Here is a 19,373-nt window from a genome sequence, read left to right as displayed (position 1 = left end):
CTTGGATTCGGCCCGAGCCCGGCGGGGTACGTCGAACCCGAAGCCGCGCCAGGATAAGCTCCCTCTCGGATATGAACCGTATAACGACTGCCCTGCTCGCCGCGCTCGAGGCGCTCATTATCGTCGCCATCGGAGTGGGCATCGCCCTGGTACCGCTCACGATCCTGTGGGGCACCCACTACGGTCTGGGCATCGACTGGTTCGTCTTCTGGCGTGCCGCCGTGGACGTCTGGCTGCTCGGCAACGGCGTCGACCTCGCGGTGCAGCTGCCCGTCGACGTCTCGGCCTCGCTGGGCCTGGCCGGCGCAGAACTGCCGTTCACCCTGAGCATCGCGCTGCTCGGTTTCGCCCTGCTCGCGGTGCTGTTGGGTGTGCGCACCGGCCGCCGCGCCGCCGGCACCGAGTACAGCCTCACCGCGGCAGGTGTGGCCGTGCTCAGTTATGGGCTGCTCGCCGCGCTGCTCACCTTCTCCGCCGGAACCGCCGTCGTCACACCGGCGCCGGTGCAGGGCATCCTGCTGCCCACCCTGGTCTTCGCCACCGGTGTGCTGATCGGCCTGGCCGGCGCGAACCGCACGGCCGGGACGGTGCTGCCGGACCGGGTGAGACGACCGGTCGCCAACCAGCTGGCCCGGATCCCCGCCGAACTGCGCAGCCAGCTCGGCACCGCGCTCCGCGGTGGCACCGCCGTCGTCGCCGGCATCATGGTCGTCTCCGCCGTGGCCGTGTGCGTGTCGGTGCTGGCCAATTTCGCCACCGTGATCGGGCTCTACGAGACTCTGCAGGCCGGGGTGATTGGCGGCATCACCCTCACGATCGGGCAGCTCGCTTTCATCCCGAACGTCGTCGTCTGGGCGGCCAGCTGGTTCGTCGGCCCCGGGATCGCCCTCGGCACCGGCAACAGCGTCTCCCCGCTCGGCACGACGCTCGGCTCCGTGCCCGGCCTGCCGCTGTTCGGCGCGCTGCCGAACGGCACCCTGGAGTTCGGTTTCCTGGGCCTGCTCGTTCCGGTGCTGATCGGCTTCGTGGTGGCGGTGCTCGTGCGGCAAAGCGTCGACAAGCGCGCCAACGCCCCGCACGGCACGGCGCGGATGCTCGGCACCGGTGCCCTGATGGGCGTTGTCGCCGGCATCCTGCTTGGCCTGCTCGCCTGGTGGTCGGCCGGGGCGATGGGACCGGGGCGGCTCGCCGAAGTCGGTCCCAACCCGCTGCTCGTCGGGGCGTTGACCACCCTGGAGGTGGGCATCGCCGCCGCACTCGGTATGCTCGTCGGTGGCCGACGGGCCCGGAGCACGGACTCCGGTGCCGAGGAACTCTCAACGAAACGGTAGGCTCGGATGGTGCTGTCACTGGTCGTATTGATCTCCGGCGGAGGCTCGAACCTGCGCGCGCTTCTCGAGGCGTCCGCCGATGCGGAGTTCCCCGCCCGGGTGATCGCCATCGGTGCAGACCGCGACGCCGAGGGGCTCGCTCTCGGCGAGGAATTCGGCATCCCGACCTTCACGGTGCCGTTCGCCTCCTACGCCGACCGTGACGCGTGGGGCGACGCGCTGCTCGAGCAGATCCAGCAATGGGAGCCCGACCTCACCGTGCTCAGCGGCTTCATGCGGCTGCTGCCGCCGCGGGTCGTCGGCGCACTGTCGCCGCACCTGATCAACACCCATCCCGCCTACCTGCCCGAGTTCCCCGGCGCCCACGGGGTGCGCGACGCACTCGCCGCCGGGGCGACCCAGACGGGCGCCAGCATCATTGTTGTCGACAACGGCGTGGACGACGGACCGATCGTGAGCCAGGAACGGGTGCCGGTGTTGACCGACGACACCCAGGACTCGCTGCACGACCGCATCAAACTCGTCGAACGCCGCCTGCTCGTGCAGGCCGTGCTCGACATCGCCAACGGACACGTCGATCTCAAGGAGCATTCCCCCATATGAGCGGTCACACCAACGCCCGGAGCCTCTACCGCGACCGGGACGTCATTCCCGTGCAGCGCGCGCTGATCTCGGTTTCAGACAAGACCGGCCTGGTCGAACTGGCCAACGCCCTGGCCGCCGCCGGGGTCGAGATGGTCTCCACCGGTTCCACCGCAGCCACCATCCGTGACGCCGGCCACGACGTGACGGATGTCGCCGCCGTCACCGGGTTCCCGGAATCGCTCGACGGCCGGGTGAAGACCCTGCACCCGAGCGTGCACGCCGGCATCCTCGCCGACCTGCGCCTCGAGGCGCACGAGAACCAGCTCGCCGACCTGTCGATCGCCCCGTTCCAGCTCGTGGTGGTGAACCTGTACCCGTTCGTCGAAACCGTCGAGTCCGGTGCGGAACCCGCCGACGTGATCGAGCAGATCGACATCGGCGGACCGGCGCTGGTGCGTGCCTCCGCCAAGAACCACCCCAACGTGGCCATCGTCGTGGACCCGGAGAACTACCCGGAGATCATCACGGCCGTCGGCGCCGGCGGCAGCACCCTTCGGCTGCGGCAGAAGCTGGCGTCGCTCGCGTTCGAACACACCGCCAACTACGACCTGAGTGTGTCGGCCTGGTTCACCGAGAACGTCTACGACCAGTGGCAGGACGACGCGGAGTCGCTCGGCGAGGAGATCCTCGAGGCGTTCGACTCCATCGTCGGCGCCGACAGCGACGACCCCACCGACCTGCTGTTCCCGGAAACCCTCGCGATCGAAGCCAGCCGCGGCGCCGTGCTGCGCTACGGCGAGAACTCACACCAGGCCGCAGCTCTCTACCTCGGCGAGGGCGGCCAGGGCATCGCCCAGGCCGTGCAGCTGCACGGTAAGGAAATGTCCTACAACAACTACGTCGACGCGGATGCCGCCGTGCGCGCCGCGTTCGACTTCAGCGAACCGGCCGTGGCGATCATCAAGCACGCCAACCCGTGCGGCATCGCCGTGGCGAACCCCAAGGCCCCCGACGCCATCGCGTCTGCGCACCACCGTGCGCACGACTGCGACCCGGTCTCCGCGTTCGGCGGGGTCATCGCCGCCAACCGCGTCGTCACGCTGGGCATGGCCGAGACGGTCAGCCAGATTTTCACCGAGGTGCTCGTTGCTCCCGGCTTCGAGCCGGCCGCGTTCGAGCTGCTCAGCGCGAAGAAGAACATCCGTCTGCTCGAGCTGCCGGCCGACTACCGTCGTTCGTCGCTGGAGCTGCGCCAGATCTCCGGCGGCCTGCTCGTGCAGGAGACCGACACCTTCGACACCCTGGACACCTCCGAGTGGCGCCTGGTGTCGGGCCCCGAGGTCGACGACGCCACGCGCGCCGACCTCGAGTTCGCCTGGAAGGCCTGCCGTGCGGTGAAGTCCAACGCGATCCTGCTCGCGCACGCCGGCGCATCCGTGGGTGTGGGCATGGGCCAGGTCAACCGGGTCGATTCGTGCCACCTGGCCGTGAGCCGGGCGGGGGAGCGGGCCGAAGGCGCCGTGGCCGCGTCCGACGCGTTCTTCCCGTTCGCCGACGGCCTCGAGGTGCTGCTGGAGGCGGGCGTGACCGCGGTCGTGCAGCCCGGCGGTTCGGTGCGCGACGAGGAGGTCATCGCCGCGGCGACGGCCGCCGGTGTGTCGATGTACTTCACCGGGGAGCGCCACTTCTTCCACTGACCGTGAGGCAGTGACCTGACGCCGGGCGCGGCATCCGTATCTCTCGGATGTCGCCCCGGCGTTCGTCGTTGTGTGGCTCTTCTCAGTCTGGGCTGACATGATGGGAGGTCCACGTGACACCGCCGTTGCAGTCCTCCTCAGACCTGACACGGAAAGGTCCCTTGTGATCGAAGTTTTCGGGCTGTCCCTGCCCGCTTTCCCGGTTGCCGTTGTCGCGGCGATCGTTCTCGCCCTCGCGATCACCGCGATCGCCGCCTTCTCCTTCCGCATGGTCGGCAAGCGCAGGTCCTGGGCGCGGGTGCTCGTGAAGCTGATCCGGGTGCCGTTCCGCATGACCGTGCTGATCGGCGCGCTGTGGCTGGCCGTCGCCGGCTACCTCGATGTGCCCGAAGCTTGGGAGGCCACGGTGGGCTTCGTCTTCCGGGCCCTGTTCATCGGCAGCGCCACCTGGCTGCTGTGCGCGCTGCTGTATTACGCCGAGGAAATCACCGCCAACAAGTACCGCATCGACGTGCGCGACAACCGGGTGGCCCGCCGGGTACGCACCCAGTTGCGGATGCTGCGCCGCATCGGCGTTGTGATCATCATCATCTGCGCCATCGGCACGGTGTTGCTGAGCATTCCCGGCGCCGCGACCGTGGGTGCGAGCCTGTTCGCCTCCGCCGGCCTGCTCAGTGTCGTGGCAGGCCTGGCCGCCCAGTCCACCCTGGCGAACATCTTCGCCGGCATGCAGCTGGCGTTCAACAACGCGCTGCGGGTCGACGATGTCGTGATCGTCGAGAGCGAGTGGGGCAAGATCGAGGAAATCACCCTCACCTACATCGTCGTGCACATCTGGGACGACCGGCGGATGGTGCTGCCGTCCACCTACTTCACCACCACCCCGTTCCAGAACTGGACCCGGCACAACAGCGAACTGCTGGGCCAGATTGACTTCGACCTGGACTGGCGTGTCAACCCCGCCGCGATGCGCGACGAGCTCAACCGGGTCGTCGCCCAGACCGACCTGTGGGACGGCCGGGCTGTCGTTCTTCAGGTGACGGACGCCGTGGGCGGCTTCGTGCGCGTGCGGGTGCTCGTGACGGCGCAGGACGCACCCACCCTGTTCGACCTGCGCTGCTTCGTGCGGGAGAACCTGATCGACTGGGTCAACGCCGAGAACCCCGATGCCCTGCCGCTGAACCGCGTCGAGGTGCGCCAGCAGCCGGAGACCCCGCCGGTGCGCCCGTCGAGCCACTCGCGCAAGCCCGCGCGCCCGGTGATCGAGGCGCCGGGACTGTTCTCCGGCGACGAGGGTGGCAAGGAACGCGCCCAGCACTTCACCGAGTCCATCACCGTGCAGGACTGGGAAGACGCCCCCGAGACCCTGCCCGCGCCGCGCTAGTCTCGCGCCCTCCGTCGGGCCGCCGATGTGCCGCATCCTGCCTCGTCGCGGCGCGTTTAGGCGAGGTTTGCGGCAACTCACAGAGGTGGCGTTCGCCGACTTGCGGCATCCGGCCCCTTCGCGCCGCACGAAAGGGCACTCTGCGGCAACTCGGGAGCGGCCGCGTCGGCGTTGCGGGGCGGCGCCGAGGCTGGGCAAGGGTGCGGGTCAGGCGAGCGCGCCCATCACGACGGTCTCGAAGATCGGCCGGGGATCGGTGCTGTCGTGCCGGGCGATGCGGTGCAGGAGGAGGCCCTCGAAACAGGCGGCAATGGCCTCCGTCGCGGCCTGCGGATCACGGGCGCCCATCTCGGCGAGAGCGGACACGATGCCCTCGCCCAGGGCCGCCCGGCCCCGGGACAGCGCCTCTCGAAGCTCGGCGTTGTGGTTGGCTTCCATGAACAGCACCAGCCTCGCCGTGGTCAGCTCCCTGTTCTCGTGGGTCGTCACCTCGAGCAGGGTGCACATCGCGTCGATGAGCTCGGCCGGCGAACGCGGCGAGAACGCCACTCGCACTGGACGAAGCTCCTGCTCCACGATCCACTCGGAGACGCCGATCAGCAGGGCGGCCCGGGTGCGGAAGTAGTTGGAGGTGGACCCCTTCGGCAGGTCGGCGCGTTCGTCGATACGAACGTGGGTGAGCGCACGCAACCCGCCCGTCGCGAGGAGGTCGATCGCGGCTTCCAGGACGCGCACTCGAATCGGGGTCATCCTTTCACTATAGACATAGTGGACGAGGCACTATGTCCGTAGTATGATGGCGGCATGAGTGCGATGAAGCCCTCGGGCAAATTCAGTCATGGAACAAGCCGCCTCGATGGCACGGGCTCGTGGCCGGAGTTGGCCGGGGTCCGACATCGGTTCCTCGATCTTCCGGGGCTGCGGATGCACGTGGCCGAGGCCGGTAGCGGCCCGCCGCTCGTGCTGCTGCACGGGTTCCCGCAGCACTGGTGGGCCTGGCGCAAGGTCATCCCGGCCCTCGCCGCGAACTACCGGGTGATCTGCCCGGACCTGCGCGGTGCCGGCTGGACCGAGGCCCCGCCCGACGGATACACGAGCGAGCAGCTGGTAGCGGATGTCGTTGCGCTGCTCGACGCGTTGCACCTCGACAAGGTGAATATTCTCGGCTACGACTGGGGCGGCATCGTCGGGTTTCGGGTGTGCCTGGCTCATCCCGAGAGAGTCGAGAGATTCGTCGCACTTGCCACCCCGCACCCGTACCCCGAATTCCACCCCCGGGCGCTGTTGTACGTCTGGCGGATCTGGTCGATGTTCGCCATCGCAATACCGGGTCTGGGACCCTGGCTCCTCCGCACCGGACGACAACGGCTGCCGCGCCGGCTGATGACCGGTGACACGAGCGACCCGTCGGTCTTCGCACCCGAAGACATCGACGCCTTTGTGTCCCGGCTAAAGGACCCGGCGCGAGCGGATGCCGGATCGGCACTGTACCGGCACTTCATTCTGAGCGAGGCCAAACGCAGCAGCACAGGCGCCTACCGCGGCACACGTCTGACCACTCCGACTCTGTCGCTCTACGGGACCGTCCTCTACGGCAACAACGACCCGAACCGGGAGCACCCGGAGATACTCGGCGGCTACGAAGGGGACGCCGACGACTTCACGCTCGAGCACGTTCCGGGCACCGGCTACTACATCGCCGAGGAACAACCCGAGGTCGTCGTCGCGCGTACCCTCGAGTTCCTGTCCGCCCAATAGCTTCGCTCGCCGACTTGCCGCATCCTCCCCTTTCGGGGCGTGTGAGAGGTTGCTTTGCGGCAAGTGGCGGATGTGGCGTTGTCCGCACGGGGAACAATTCGTCTGCGATTAGGCTGTGCGCATGACAACCTCCGGCGACTCGGCCCTCCCTGGCGATGTGACTCTGCCGGGCACCGCTCGGCGCGTGCTGGTCCGCCGGCCCGTCGACATCCTCGCCGAGGGCGAGATCACCCACATCGATCGTGTGCCGATCGACCTCGGGCTGGCCCGGGCGCAGTGGGACGGCTACGTGGCGGCGCTGCAGTCGGAGGGCTGGGCCATCACCGAGGTGGATCCGGCACCCGACCAGCCGGACTCCGTCTTCATCGAGGATGCCGTGATCCTCTTCGGCGACACCGCCGTGCTCGCCAGCCCTGGTGCGCCCAGCCGACGCGGCGAGACGGCCGGTGCCGAGGCGGCCGTGCGCGCCCTGGGACTCACGGTGCGCCGGATCGACCTGCCCGGCACCCTTGACGGCGGTGACGTGCTCAAGGTGGGCGCCACCGTTTACGTGGGGCAGAGCCTGCGCACCAACGCTGAGGGTGCGGCGCAGCTTGCCGCCATCGTCGAACCCCTCGGCTACACCGTGGTCCCGGTTCCGGTGACCCGCGCCCTGCACCTCAAGACCGCTATCACCGCTCTGCCGGACGGCACCATCATCGGCTACCCGCCGCTCGTGGACGACCCGGGACTGTTCGAGAGGTTCGTGCCGGTACCCGAAGCGGAGGGTACCGCCGTGGTTGTGCTCGACGCGCACACCCTGCTGATGTCGGCCGCCGCGCCGCGCACCACCGAGCTGCTCACCGGGCTCGGCTATCGGGCCGTGACCGTGGACATCACCGAGTTCGAGAAGCTCGAGGGCTGTGTCACCTGCCTGAGCGTGCGCGTTCGCTGAGCGAAAATTCTGCTTGCGCCGGAGTCGTCCGTGGCCCTATCCTGAAAGGCTGCCTGAACAAGGGGGGCACAAGACGATGACACGAAACGCTCAGGAGGCCGACATGACCAAGACAGCTCGCACCAGGTACGCATCGATTGCGACCGGCGCTGCCTTCGTCCCGGCGCTCCGACTCGCCTCCGTCTAAGGTCCCGGCCAGAGAACCCCACCCGCCCGCGTCTGCGCGGGCCGCACATTTCAGCGGGCGTCACCGCCCGCTTCCTCTTCCGGACGTGGTCATTCCGCGCCGGCACCGGGCACCACCGCACGCCGCCAGGAGCACCGTCGGCACCGCCGCCAGCACCAACGGCTTCGTCGCGGCTCCCGCACCCACCCAGCCCCGCATCATCCAGCCCACCGGCGCTTCAGCGCCGGAGCCGGCCCAGCCAGGAACCTCTCTCATGACCACCACCGCTCCACAGCATCCGCCGCACACTGCGCCCACGCCCGCTGCGCGCTCCAACACCTTCCGCACCCTGCTGCGGCTCTATCCCTATGCCAAGCCCGCGCTGCCACGGCTGGGCCTGGGCATGCTCGCGGCACTGCTGGCCTCGCTGGTGGCCCTGGCCATCCCGCAGGTGCTGCAGCAACTCGTCGACGGCGCCCTCAGCCAGGGAGACACTGCACCGATCTGGCCCGCCGTACTCATCGTGCTCGGCCTCGGCGTGCTCGAGGCCGGCATGATCGCGCTGCGCCGCTGGTTCGTGCTCGTTCCCGGCACCCACATCGAATCCCGGATGCGCAACGCCCTGTACGCCCGGCTGCAGGACCTGCCCGTGACCTTCCACGACCGCTGGCCGAGCGGGCAGCTGCTCTCCCGCGCCGTCAGCGACCTCAACATGATCCGCCGTTGGATCTCGTTCGGTCTGGTGCTGCTCGTGGTGAACTTCCTCACCATCATCGCCGGCGTGGTGATCCTCCTGTCGATGAACTGGATCCTCGGCGTGATCTTCCTGGTCTGCTCGATCCCGATCTGGATCTACGGCTACGTCTTCGAGGAGAAGTACTCCGTGATCGCGAGGCGCAGCCAGGACCAGTCCGGCGACCTGGCGACCGCCGTCGAGGAGTCGGTGCACGGCATCCGGGTGCTCAAGGCGTTCGGCCGTGGCAGCTTCGCGCTCAAGAGCTTCGCCAGCCAGGCGGAGGAGCTGCGCGGCACCGAGATCGAGAAGGCCCGCGCCATCGCCGGGATCTGGCTCTGGCTGCTGCTGGTGCCCGACGTCGCGTTCGCGCTCTGTCTGGTCTCCGGCGTCTGGCTGACCAGCCAGGGCCAGCTCAGCGTCGGCGAGCTGGTGGCGTTCTTCGCCACCGCCACCGTGCTGCGCTTCCCGGTGGAGTCGATCGGCTTCCTGCTGTCGATGACCTTTGACACCCGCACCGCCACCGACAGGTTCTTCGACATCCTGGACACGCCAAACACCATCACCGACCCGCCCCGCCCGGTCACGATCACCAGCCCGCGCGGCCGGCTCGCGTTCGAGAACGTGCACTTCCGCTACGCGGACTCACCCGAACGGTTTCCCGACCTGCTCGACGGGGTGAACCTGGTGCTCGAACCCGGCGAGACCATGGCGCTGGTCGGTCTCACCGGCTCCGGCAAGTCCACCCTGACGGCGCTCACCACCCGGCTGTACGACGTGACGGATGGCTCGGTGACCCTCGACGGGGTCGATGTGCGGGCCCTCCGCCGCGACGAGCTGCGCCGGCACATCGCCATGGCGTTCGAGGACGCCACCCTGTTCTCGGCATCCGTGCGTGACAACGTGCTGCTGGGCCGCCCGGAGTTCGCCGAGCGCAGCCCGGAGGCCGACGCGGCCCTGGCCGAGGCGCTGCAGATCGCGCAGGCGGCGTTTGTGCACGACCTGCCCAACGGTGTCGACACCCTCGTCGGCGAGGAGGGCATGAGCCTTTCCGGCGGGCAGCGACAGCGCGTGGCACTGGCCCGCGCCGTGGCCGCGGCACCCGCCGTCCTGGTGCTCGACGACCCGCTCTCCGCGCTGGACGTGAACACCGAGTCGCTGGTCGAGGCCGCCCTGCGCCGGGTGCTCGCGTCCACGACCGCGCTGATCGTGGCGCATCGCCCGTCCACGGTGATGCTCGCCGACCGGGTGGCGCTGCTCGAGGCGGGCAAGATCACCGCCGTCGGCACGCACTCCGAGCTGCTGGCCTCGAGCCCGCACTACAAGTTCGTCATCTCCAGCCTGGAGGACGAAGAACGACGAGAGTCCGAGCGAGCGGGAGAAGCACTGTGAGTGTCATCGGTGTCGAAGGCGAAGAACGCCTCGACTACACCAAGGCCGAAAGCGCGCAGATCCGGCGCCGGTCGTTGCGCCTGCTCGGCTCGCTGTTGTTCCCGGTGCGCTGGTCGGTGGTCATGGCGATGCTCGTCGTCGTCGTGTCCACCGCCGCGCAGGTCGCCGGCCCGGCCCTGATCGCGTTCGGCATCGACAAGGGCCTGCCCGCCCTGCTCGAACAGGACTGGGTGCCGCTGGCGGCGACCGGGGCGATCTACCTGATCACCGGCATCACCGGGGCGCTACTGATCGCCTGGTACACCGTGCTCTCCGCCCGGATCAGCCAGGCCGTGCTCATCGACCTGCGGAAGCGCGTGTTCCTGCAGACCCAACGGCTGAGCCTTGAATTCCACGAGTCGTACACCTCCGGACGCATCATTTCCCGGCAGACCAGCGACCTGGATGCGATCAGGGAGCTGCTGGACTCCGGCATCAACCAGCTCGTGCAGGGCCTGCTCTACATGGCCTTCACCGGCATCGCCCTCTTCGCCCTCGACGGGGTCAGCGGGCTGGTGCTGCTCGTTGCACTCGTGCCACTGCTCGCGCTGACCCGCTGGTTCCAGGTGCGCTCGCAGCACCTGTTCCGCCAGTCCCGCACCGCGTCCGCGAGCCTGATCGTGCAGTTCGTCGAGACCATGACCGGCATCCGCGCGGTCAAGGCGTTCCGCACCGAGAAGCGCAACGAGGGTGTCTTCGGCAAGCTCGTCGAGTCGTACCGGCTGGTCAACGCCCGCGTTATCCAACTGTTCGGCGTGTTCGATCCCGGGCTGATCCTGATCGGCAACGTCACCGTCGCCGCGGTGCTGCTGGTCGGCGGCTTCCGCGTGGCCGACGGGCAGCTGGCCATCGGTGCGCTGCTCGCCGCGCTGCTGTACACCCGCCGGTTCTTCGACCCGATGGAGGAGATGGCGATGTTCTACAACTCCTACCAGTCGGCCGCAGCCGCGCTGGAGAAGATCTCCGGGGTGCTCGAGGAGCAGCCCGGTGTGCCCGACCCCGTCACGCCGGTGGACCTGTGGACCTCGAAGGGTGCCGTGCACTTCGACAACGTACAGTTCGAGTACCAGGCCGACCGGGTCATCCTGCCGCACTTCAGCCTCACCCTGGAACCCGGGCAGACCATCGCCCTGGTCGGCTCGACGGGCGCCGGCAAATCGACCCTGGCGAAGCTGATCTCCAGGTTCTATGACCCGTCGCACGGCCGGGTGCTGCTGGACGGCGTCGACCTGCGCGACCTGCACCCCAAGGACCTGCGCCGGGCCATCGTGATGGTGACTCAGGAGGCGTACCTGTTCAGTGGCAGCGTCGCCGACAACATCGCGATCGGCAAACCGGATGCGACGCGGTCGGAGATCGAGGGGGCCGCGCGGGCCGTCGGCGCGCACGACTTCATCGTGGGCCTGCCCGGCGGGTACGACACCGACGTTAACAAGCGCGGCGGCAGGGTCTCCGCCGGCCAGCGCCAGCTGATCTCGTTCGCGCGGGCCTTCCTGGCCGACCCGGCGGTGCTGATTCTCGACGAGGCCACCAGCTCGCTGGACATCCCCAGCGAACGGCTGGTGCAGGAGGCTTTGCAGACGCTGCTCAGCGACCGCACCGCGGTGATCATCGCGCACCGCCTGTCGACCGTGGCGATCGCCGACCGGGTGCTGGTGATGGAGAACGGCGTCATCGTCGAGGACGGCACCCCCGACATGCTCATCTCGGGAACCGGCCGGTTCTCCCGGCTGCACGCCGCCTGGCGCGAGTCCCTCGTCTGACCACTCGCGAACTGTCAGCCAAGCACCCGAAACTTGAGGCTTTCGGTGCTTGGGTCGCGGTTCGCGGGTGGTTTGAGTCGGGGGTGTTTCGGGGATGTTGAGGGTCGGGAACCACTTGCCGGGAACCGGCCCGACGCGCTTGACACTCCCTGGGCTGGCAGCGAATCTGGTGCCAGAGAACACAACCGCCGTGAACGAGCAGCCTCGTTCCCGAGCCGGCGCCGCGCGGTCATCCGTTGGTGTCGGCCTGACTGATCGGGGGATCACCCAGCATGGACTCAGTCACCATCGTGGGTGCGGGAGTGGTGGGCCACGCCAGTGCCGTCGCCCTCCGCGCCCACGGCTACACCGGCCGCATCACCGTGCTCGGCAGCGAACGCCACCGGCCCTACGACCGGCCGCCGCTCGGCCGCGGCTTCCTCACCGGGCAGACCACGATCGATGAACTGGCGCTCGAGGCCCCTCACGACGACCTCGACGCCGACTGGCGCCTGGGGGTCGCGGCCGTCGCGCTCGACGCGGCCACGCACCGGGTGACGCTGGCCAACGGCCGCACCGTCGACTCCGACGCCGTGGTGATCGCCACCGGCTCCGCCGCCCGCCGCATGTCGACCATGCCCCGCGGGGTGCACACGCTGCGCACCGTGGAGGACGCCCTGGCGCTCCGCGAAGAACTGCTGCCCGGCGCCCACCTGGTCGTGGTCGGCTCCGGGGTCGTCGGCCTCGAAGTGGCGTCGACCGCCCGTGACCTGGGTCTGCGGGTGACGGTGCTCGGCAGTAGCACGGATGCGCTCCACACGGCCTTCGGCGCCACCGTCGCCGGCGCCGTGTTCGGGCTGCACGAGCGCCGGGGCATCACCGTGCGCACCGACCTGCGGGTGACCGAGCTGATCGGCCCCGGCTGGGTGTCCGGGGTGCGGCTGAGCAGCGGGGAAGAGATCGGAGCCGACCTGGTGCTGCTGGACATCGGCGCGGTGCCGCTGGTCGGCTGGCTCGGCGGCTCCGCACTCGACCCGGGTGGCCGGGACCTGCACGGCGGGGTGGTCGCCGACTCGGCCGGCGCCACCGGCGTGCCCGGGATCGTCGCGGTCGGCGATTGTGCGGCCTGGCTTGACCCGGCAACCGGGGCGCACCGCCGCATCGCGCACTTCAGCGACACCCGCAACCGACCGTCGATCGCCATGGCCGCGCTGCTCGGGGTCGACCCGGGCGCGGCGGCGGCGCCCGCCACGCTGACCTCGGAGCAGGCCGGCGCCCTGGTGCAGTTCGCCGGCCGGTTACACGGTGGCGAGTCGATGACGATCGAGGCGGGCGGGGTCGACACCGGCGACCTGCTGGCCGTCTACCGCCGTGGCGAGACGCCGGTGGCGGTGCTGGGCATCGACCAGCCCGGGCGGGTCGAGGAGTGGCGGACCCGGTTGCTCGAGCTCAGCCTGAGCCCCACCGACACCGACGCCCACGCTGACACTGCCGGGCCGGCCGGCCCTGTCAGGGACGCCAGCGCGCTCGGCTGAGGTCCACCCTGTAGCCGGACTCCGGCCCGGGACCGGGCAGCAACGGTGTCTGCTCGGCCCGGTAGTGCACCAGCGCCCGGCTCTCGTGGCCGATCGGCGGATGCCCACCGGCGCGGATCACCCGCCACCACGGCGCATCCGACCCGAATTGCGCCATCGTCTGGCCGACCACCCGGGCGGCGCGGGAGCCGAGGGCGGCGGCGACGTCGCCATAGGTCATCACCCGGCCGGGTGGGATCGCATCGACGATGTCGAGCACGGCCTCCACGAACGGGCTGGCCGGGTTGAGGCGCACCGGCTAGAGGGTGAGCGCGCCGATGACCTCACCGAACTCGGTTTCGCCGATGTCGACGAAGCCGATGCGGTGGAAGAAGGCCTCAGGGCCGTCCTCGCCGGGCTCCCAGATCACCGTGATGCGGTCGAAACCGCGGTGACGGGCCTCTTCGGCGAGGGCATCGGCGGCGAACTTGCCCACACCCATGCCCTGGGCCTCGGCGTCGACGTTGATCCGCCAGATGCAGGCGCGGAATTCCTCCTGGGCGGATTCGGGGTCGAAATTACCGTGGATGAACCCGGCGACCTCGCCGTCGAGCAATACGACACGCTGCCAGGCGGTGGCCGGGTTGATCACGGATGCGGCGACCGAATACGAGACCGGCGCGATGAATTGCTCCTGACCAGGCTTGAGGCTCAGGTTATTGGCCGCGACGATGTTGCGCGCGGACAGTTCTTCAAGTCGGAGTTCAGGCATACACCCAAGGCTATCGCCCGGCCACGGCGGCAGGTAGTCGGGTTTGTGGGGGACTCGGCGACCGTCACCGAAACGCCGGCCAACTGTCTCGATGTCGAGACAGTTACCGCCCTCGGCTAGGATTGTTGACGGCCACCACGCCCCGACTCACTGAGGAGAATCCATTGTCGAAGATCAAGGTTGCAGGTACTGTCGTCGAGCTTGACGGGGACGAGATGACCCGCATCATCTGGCAGGCCATCAAGGACTCCCTGATTCACCCGTACCTCGACATCGACCTCGAGTACTACGACCTCTCGATCCAGAAGCGTGACGAGACCGACGACCAGATCACCGTCGACGCGGCTCACGCCATCCAGAAGCACGGCGTCGGCGTCAAGTGCGCCACCATCACCCCGGACGAGGCCCGGGTCGAAGAATTCGGCCTGAAGAAGATGTGGGCGTCGCCCAACGGCACCATCCGCAACATCCTCGGCGGCACCATCTTCCGTGAGCCGATCATCATCTCAAACATCCCGCGCCTGGTGCCGGGCTGGAACAAGCCGATCATCATCGGCCGCCACGCGTTCGGCGACCAGTACCGCGCCACCAACTTCCGTTTCGAGGGCGAAGGCACCCTCACCATGACCTTCACCCCGAAGGACGGCGGCGACCCGCAGCAGTTCGAAGTCTTCCAGGCGCCGGGCAGCGGTGTGGCCATGGGCATGTACAACCTCGACAAGTCGATCATCGACTTCGCCCGCGCCTCGCTCAACTACGGCCTGGAGCGCAACTACCCGGTCTACCTGTCGACCAAGAACACCATCCTCAAGGCGTACGACGGCCGGTTCAAGGACATCTTCCAGGAGATCTTCGACACCGAGTTCAAGGACCGCTTCGAGGCCGCCGGGCTCACCTATGAGCACCGCCTGATCGACGACATGGTCGCATCGGCGATGAAGTGGGAGGGCGGTTACGTCTGGGCCTGCAAGAACTACGACGGCGACGTGCAGTCCGACACCGTCGCGCAGGGCTTCGGCTCGCTCGGCCTGATGACCAGTGTGCTCTCCACCCCCGACGGCAGCGTCGTCGAGGCCGAGGCCGCGCACGGCACCGTGACCCGGCACTACCGCCAGCACCAGCAGGGCAAGCCCACCTCGACCAACCCGATCGCGTCGATCTACGCCTGGACCCGCGGCCTGTCGCACCGCGCCAAGCTCGACGGCAACCCGGCGCTCGCCGAGTTCGCGCACACCCTCGAGGACGTGGTCGTGAAGACCGTCGAGAGCGGCAAGATGACCAAGGACCTCGCGCTGTTGGTCGGCCCGGACCAGGGCTACCTCACCACCGAGGAGTTCCTGGCCGCGATCGCCGAGAACCTGCAGACCCGCCTGGCCTAACCCGCCCGCCCGCACCCGAAAAGGCCCCGTCGATCCGGCGGGGCCTTTTCTGCGCCCAACTGTGGCCGAAACGGACAAATGTGCCCGGTGCGCCGGGCGCAATTGTCCGCACCGGGAACAGTTCGCCCGACGGGTACGGCGACAAGCGGAGGCTCTCCTTGCTGGTGCCTACGGGCATCCGAGGTGACAATGGAGCCATGTCCACGCTCACGGGAGCATTCCGCCGGTATCCGGTTGTGGCGGCAACCATCCTCATCGGCCTGCTCGGACTGCTGCTGTGGGCCGCCGGGCTGACGGTCGCCGTGCAGTGGCTGTTCTCCGCCCTCGGCCTGGTCGTGGTCGGCATCCAGGGCGTCGGCATGATCAAACGGATGCGCCAGGGCTCGTTCGGCGTGGACCTGCTGGCGATCATGGCCATCATCGCGACCATCCTGGTGGGCGAGTACGTGGCCACCCTGCTGATCGTGCTGATGCTCTCCGGCGGCGCCGCGCTCGAGGACTACGCCGCGGGGCGGGCCCAGCGGGAGCTGAACGCCCTGCTCGACCGGGTGCCGCAGATCGCGCACCTGCTGCGGGGCGGTTCCTCCGACGTTGACGACGTGCCCGCCACCCTGGTGCAGATCGGCGACCTGCTGCTGGTGCGGCCCGCCGAGATCGTACCCGTGGACGCCGACCTGGTCTCCGCCTCGGCCGCGTTCGACGAGTCCTCGCTGACCGGCGAGAGCCTGCCCGTTGAGCGGCACGCGGGCGACCCTGTGCTCAGCGGTTCCATCAACGGGCAGGCCGCAGCGACAGTGCGCGCCACCGCCCTGGCCGCCGACAGCCAGTACCAGCAGATCGTGGCGCTGGTGGCGGAGGCCGCCGCGAGCAAGGCCCCGGTCGTGCGCCTCGCCGACAGATACGCGGTGCCGTTCACCGCGGGGGCGCTGCTGATCGCCGGCCTGGCCTGGTTCGTCTCCGGTGACCCGGTGCGTTTCGCCGAGGTGCTCGTGGTCGCCACCCCGTGCCCGCTGCTGCTCGCCGCCCCGGTGGCGTTCATGGGCGGGATGAGCCGGGCGGCCCGCAACGGCATCATCGTCAAGGGCGGGGGAGTGCTCGAGAAACTCGCCCGCGCCAAGACCGTGGTGTTCGACAAAACCGGCACCCTCACCTACGGCACGCCGGCCATCGCCCGGGTCTGCCCGGAGGACCCGTTCAGCGAGGACGAGCTGCTCAGCCTGGCCGCGTCGGCCGAGCAGTACTCGTCGCACGTGCTCGCCGCATCCGTCATCACCGCCGCCGAAACGCGCGGCCTCGTGATGCAGCGCACCGAGTCGGCCGTGGAGGTGCCCGCGCACGGCGTCACGGCCCGGTTCGGCGACCAGGAGGTGGTCGTAGGAAAGCTGTCGTTTGTGGCCGAGCACGCCCCGGATGCCTACCCGGCCGACCTGTCCGGCGGCGAACTGGCCATCTACCTGGCCGTGGACGGCCGGTACGCGGGCTGCATCGTCGCCAGCGACCAGGTGCGCGACAACGCCCGCGCCACCATCGCGGCGCTCGAACGGCTGGGCGTGCGCGAATCGGTGATGCTCACCGGCGACACCCGGCCGACCGCGAACCACATTGCCCGGCTGGTGGGCATCACCAGGGTACGGGCGGACTGCCTGCCGGCCGACAAGGTCGACGCCGTGCGGGCCATCCGGGAGCGGCCGGTGATCATGGTCGGCGACGGCGTCAACGACGCGCCCGTGCTCGCCGTGGCCGACGTGGGCATCGCGATGGGCGCCAAGGGGTCCACCGCGGCCAGCGAATCGGCGGATGCCGTGATCCTGCTCGACGACCTGTCCCGCGCCGCCCGGGCCGTCGCGATCGGCCGGGACACCGTGCGGATCGCCCTGCAGAGCATCTGGCTCGGCATCGCACTCAGCATCGGCCTGATGATCGCCGCCGCGTTCGGGCTGATCCCCGCCACCGTGGGCGCGTTGCTGCAGGAGCTGGTGGACCTGGCCACCATCCTCAACGCGCTGCGGGCCATCGGCGGGCGCCGCGACGTGCGCGCCCGCGGGGTGGCCGCCCGAATTCCCGCGGCCACACAGCCGGTGCCCACCCGCTGACCCTGGCGACCTTCCAGGGGCCCGCGAGCGCCTAATCTGGAGGGATGCGACGCATCCGTTTGCCGTTCGGGCCCACCACCAGCCGAACGGCTAACGAACCCCGCCTCGGCCGGGATGTCTACGTGCTCGGTGTGATCGCGTTCTTCGTCATGGTGGGCTTCGGCGTCGTGGTGCCGGTACTGCCGGTGTACGTGAAGAGCTTCGGCGTGGGCAACCTCGAGATCGGCGCGGTGGTGTCGGCGTTCGCCCTGATGCGCTTCGTCGCCAGCCCGATCTGCGGCAAGCTCATCGACTGGGCCGGCGAACGCACCATCCTCGCCGTGGGCATCGGCATCGTGGCGATCTCCAGCGGCCTGGTCGGCATCGCCGGCAGCTACCCGCAACTGCTGCTGCTGCGGGGCGTGGGCGGCATCGGCTCGGCGATGTTCACCGTCGCGGCGATGACCCTGCTGCTGCGCACCACCGCGCCGGGCATCCGCGGCCGCGCCGTGGGTTTCTACCAGGGCGGCTTCCTCATCGGCGGAATGGCCGGGCCGGCGCTCGGCGGCCTGCTCGCCACCATCTCGCTGACCGCGCCGTTCTTCTTCTACGCCGGCACCCTCGCCGTGGCCGGGGTGATCGGGCTGGTTCTGCTGCAGCCGGCCACGCGCGCCGGCGCCGGCTTGACGGGCGCTCCGACACCGATGCTGCCGCTCCGCAGCGTGCTCCGCGACCCCCGGTTCCGCGCCGCCTGCCTGGCCAACTTCTCCCAGGGCTGGTCGTCGTTCGGGGTGCGCGGCGCCCTGGTGCCGGTGCTCGTCGTCGAGGTACTCAAAGGACCGAGCGCCTGGACCGGAATCGCGTTCGCCGTCGCCGCGGTCGCGCAGACCCTTGCTCTGGCGCCCGCGTCCAGGTTCGTCGACACCGTCGGACGGAAACCTGCCATCATCGGCGCTTTCCTGGTGGCGGCCGTGACGATCACGGCGATCCCATTCGCCCCGAACATTTGGCTGCTCACCGCGCTGCTCTGTGTCTACGGCGTCGCCGCGGCATTCATGGGCACCGCGCCGGCGGCATCCGTCGGCGACGCGGCCGGCACCGCGGGCGGCCGCCCGGTGGCGATCTTCTCGATGTTCTCCGACTTCGGCGCCATCGTCGGCCCCCTCGTGGCGGGCCTGCTCGCCGACACCGTCTCGTACCCGGCCGCGTTCCTGCTCGGCGGGCTGCTCTTCGTCGCCACCTCCCTCTACGCCCTGCGGATGCCCGCCGGCCTGCCCGCGCACCCCGCCGCCGAGCCGCCGGTCACCGACGCCGTCGACCGCTGAGCCGCACAACTCCTGCAGACCCTGCCCGGTCGAGTAGCCAGCGGCAGCCGTCGGTCCTACGGTGGGGGCATGGCCTACCTCGAGGTGCCCGTGCCGGCCGATCTGGCCCCGGACGTGTTGCGGCTGTGGTACCTCGAGCAGCCCGCGGAGCAACGCTACGAGCGCATCTTCCCGCAGCCCGCCCTGCACCTGATCCTTAACCTGTCCGACCCGTATCGGGTATTCGACCTGGAGACCGGCGCGGCGCGCACGCTCGGGGCGGGCTTCCTGTCCGGGCTGCAGCCACGGTTCCTGATGACCCAGAGCCCGTCGGCGATCCGGCACGTCGCCGCCGAGCTGGCGCCGTTCGCCGCCGCCAGGTTCCTCGACCTGCCCGCCGACGAGCTGACCGGCACCGTGCGGGAGAGCCAGGGGTTGCTCGGTGACACCAACGCGCTGCGGCAGACCGCGCGGCGGGCCCCCGACCCGGCGGCGGCGGTGGCGCTGCTGATCGACCACCTGCGCGCCCGGCGACGGCCAGGCTCGGCGCCGCCGGCGGTGCTGCGGGCCT

Annotated in this window: 16 protein-coding genes; 13 read left to right on the top strand and 3 right to left on the bottom strand. The window is 69.6% G+C overall.

The features are described from left to right. Positions 1 to 71 precede the first annotated feature (71 nt). From E3O57_RS15420 to E3O57_RS15405, 4 genes are all read left to right on the top strand, one after another. Complete coding sequence (locus E3O57_RS15420) at positions 72 to 1,331, top strand: DUF6350 family protein (protein ID WP_174776350.1); 1,260 nt, start codon at positions 72 to 74, stop codon at positions 1,329 to 1,331. A 9-nt stretch (positions 1,332 to 1,340) separates the two neighbouring features. Next, positions 1,341 to 1,934: a phosphoribosylglycinamide formyltransferase gene (gene purN, locus E3O57_RS15415; protein WP_103459277.1), complete on the top strand. Its 594-nt coding sequence runs from the start codon at positions 1,341 to 1,343 to the stop codon at positions 1,932 to 1,934. Beyond that, entirely contained in the window at positions 1,931 to 3,613 is a 1,683-nt protein-coding gene (purH, locus tag E3O57_RS15410; protein WP_088457115.1) for a bifunctional phosphoribosylaminoimidazolecarboxamide formyltransferase/IMP cyclohydrolase, read from the top strand. Before purN ends, purH begins: the two co-directional genes overlap by 4 nt. Positions 3,614 to 3,776: 163 nt before the next feature. Beyond that, on the top strand, positions 3,777 to 4,997 hold the full coding sequence (locus E3O57_RS15405; protein WP_241990457.1) for a mechanosensitive ion channel family protein: 1,221 nt from the start codon (positions 3,777 to 3,779) through the stop codon (positions 4,995 to 4,997). 207 nt (positions 4,998 to 5,204) lie between these two features. On the opposite strand, the gene E3O57_RS15400 is transcribed toward E3O57_RS15405, so the two are convergent. Then, a complete protein-coding gene (locus E3O57_RS15400) occupies positions 5,205 to 5,747 on the bottom strand; it encodes a TetR/AcrR family transcriptional regulator (protein ID WP_088457114.1) in 543 nt (180 codons plus the stop codon). Positions 5,748 to 5,927: 180 nt separating this feature from the next. Here E3O57_RS15400 and E3O57_RS15395 point away from each other — a divergent pair, with 180 nt between their 5' ends. The 5 genes from E3O57_RS15395 to E3O57_RS15375 all read left to right on the top strand — a co-directional run bounded on the left by E3O57_RS15395 (position 5,928) and on the right by E3O57_RS15375 (position 13,296). Next, positions 5,928 to 6,755 (top strand): alpha/beta fold hydrolase, encoded by an 828-nt coding sequence (locus tag E3O57_RS15395; RefSeq protein WP_198416854.1) that lies wholly within the window; start codon positions 5,928 to 5,930, stop codon positions 6,753 to 6,755. A 121-nt stretch (positions 6,756 to 6,876) separates the two neighbouring features. Continuing rightward, entirely contained in the window at positions 6,877 to 7,689 is an 813-nt protein-coding gene (gene ddaH, locus E3O57_RS15390; RefSeq protein ID WP_103478924.1) for a dimethylargininase, read from the top strand. Between the two features lie 440 nt (positions 7,690 to 8,129). Continuing rightward, complete coding sequence (locus E3O57_RS15385; protein WP_103459191.1) at positions 8,130 to 9,980, top strand: ABC transporter ATP-binding protein; 1,851 nt, start codon at positions 8,130 to 8,132, stop codon at positions 9,978 to 9,980. Further along, positions 9,977 to 11,782, top strand: a complete 1,806-nt coding sequence (locus E3O57_RS15380; protein ID WP_103478925.1) for an ABC transporter ATP-binding protein — start codon at positions 9,977 to 9,979, stop codon at positions 11,780 to 11,782. The genes E3O57_RS15385 and E3O57_RS15380 overlap by 4 nt, the downstream gene beginning before the upstream one ends. 272 nt (positions 11,783 to 12,054) lie before the next feature. Further along, positions 12,055 to 13,296: an NAD(P)/FAD-dependent oxidoreductase gene (locus tag E3O57_RS15375; RefSeq protein ID WP_194088222.1), complete on the top strand. Its 1,242-nt coding sequence runs from the start codon at positions 12,055 to 12,057 to the stop codon at positions 13,294 to 13,296. Here E3O57_RS15375 and E3O57_RS15370 read toward each other — a convergent pair. Continuing rightward, positions 13,271 to 13,591: an MGMT family protein gene (locus E3O57_RS15370; RefSeq protein WP_103459193.1), complete on the bottom strand. Its 321-nt coding sequence runs from the start codon at positions 13,589 to 13,591 to the stop codon at positions 13,271 to 13,273. The two genes, E3O57_RS15375 and E3O57_RS15370, sit on opposite strands and share 26 nt — an antisense overlap. A 3-nt stretch (positions 13,592 to 13,594) precedes the next feature. Continuing rightward, on the bottom strand, positions 13,595 to 14,047 hold the full coding sequence (locus E3O57_RS15365) for a GNAT family N-acetyltransferase (RefSeq protein ID WP_088457109.1): 453 nt from the start codon (positions 14,045 to 14,047) through the stop codon (positions 13,595 to 13,597). A gap of 164 nt (positions 14,048 to 14,211) precedes the next feature. Here E3O57_RS15365 and E3O57_RS15360 point away from each other — a divergent pair, with 164 nt between their 5' ends. The 4 genes from E3O57_RS15360 to E3O57_RS15345 form a co-directional block, all read left to right on the top strand. Further along, on the top strand, positions 14,212 to 15,426 hold the full coding sequence (locus tag E3O57_RS15360; protein ID WP_103432194.1) for an NADP-dependent isocitrate dehydrogenase: 1,215 nt from the start codon (positions 14,212 to 14,214) through the stop codon (positions 15,424 to 15,426). Between the two features lie 197 nt (positions 15,427 to 15,623). Continuing rightward, positions 15,624 to 17,519, top strand: a complete 1,896-nt coding sequence (locus E3O57_RS15355; RefSeq protein WP_103478926.1) for a heavy metal translocating P-type ATPase — start codon at positions 15,624 to 15,626, stop codon at positions 17,517 to 17,519. Between the two features lie 44 nt (positions 17,520 to 17,563). Continuing rightward, the gene (locus tag E3O57_RS15350) at positions 17,564 to 18,823 is read left to right on the top strand and encodes an MFS transporter (protein WP_103478927.1); all 1,260 of its coding nucleotides are present in this window, start codon (positions 17,564 to 17,566) and stop codon (positions 18,821 to 18,823) included. A 69-nt stretch (positions 18,824 to 18,892) separates the two neighbouring features. Then, positions 18,893 to 19,373: DUF6597 domain-containing transcriptional factor (locus E3O57_RS15345; RefSeq protein ID WP_370290158.1), on the top strand; the 481-nt coding region annotated here is incomplete at its 3' end.

Source organism: Cryobacterium sp. TMN-39-2 (assembly GCF_004402745.1).
In the GTDB taxonomy this organism is placed as follows: Bacteria; Actinomycetota; Actinomycetes; order Actinomycetales; family Microbacteriaceae; genus Cryobacterium; species Cryobacterium zongtaii.
Note: the sequence above shows the minus strand (reverse complement) of the source record. Positions and strands in the feature narration are given on the sequence as shown.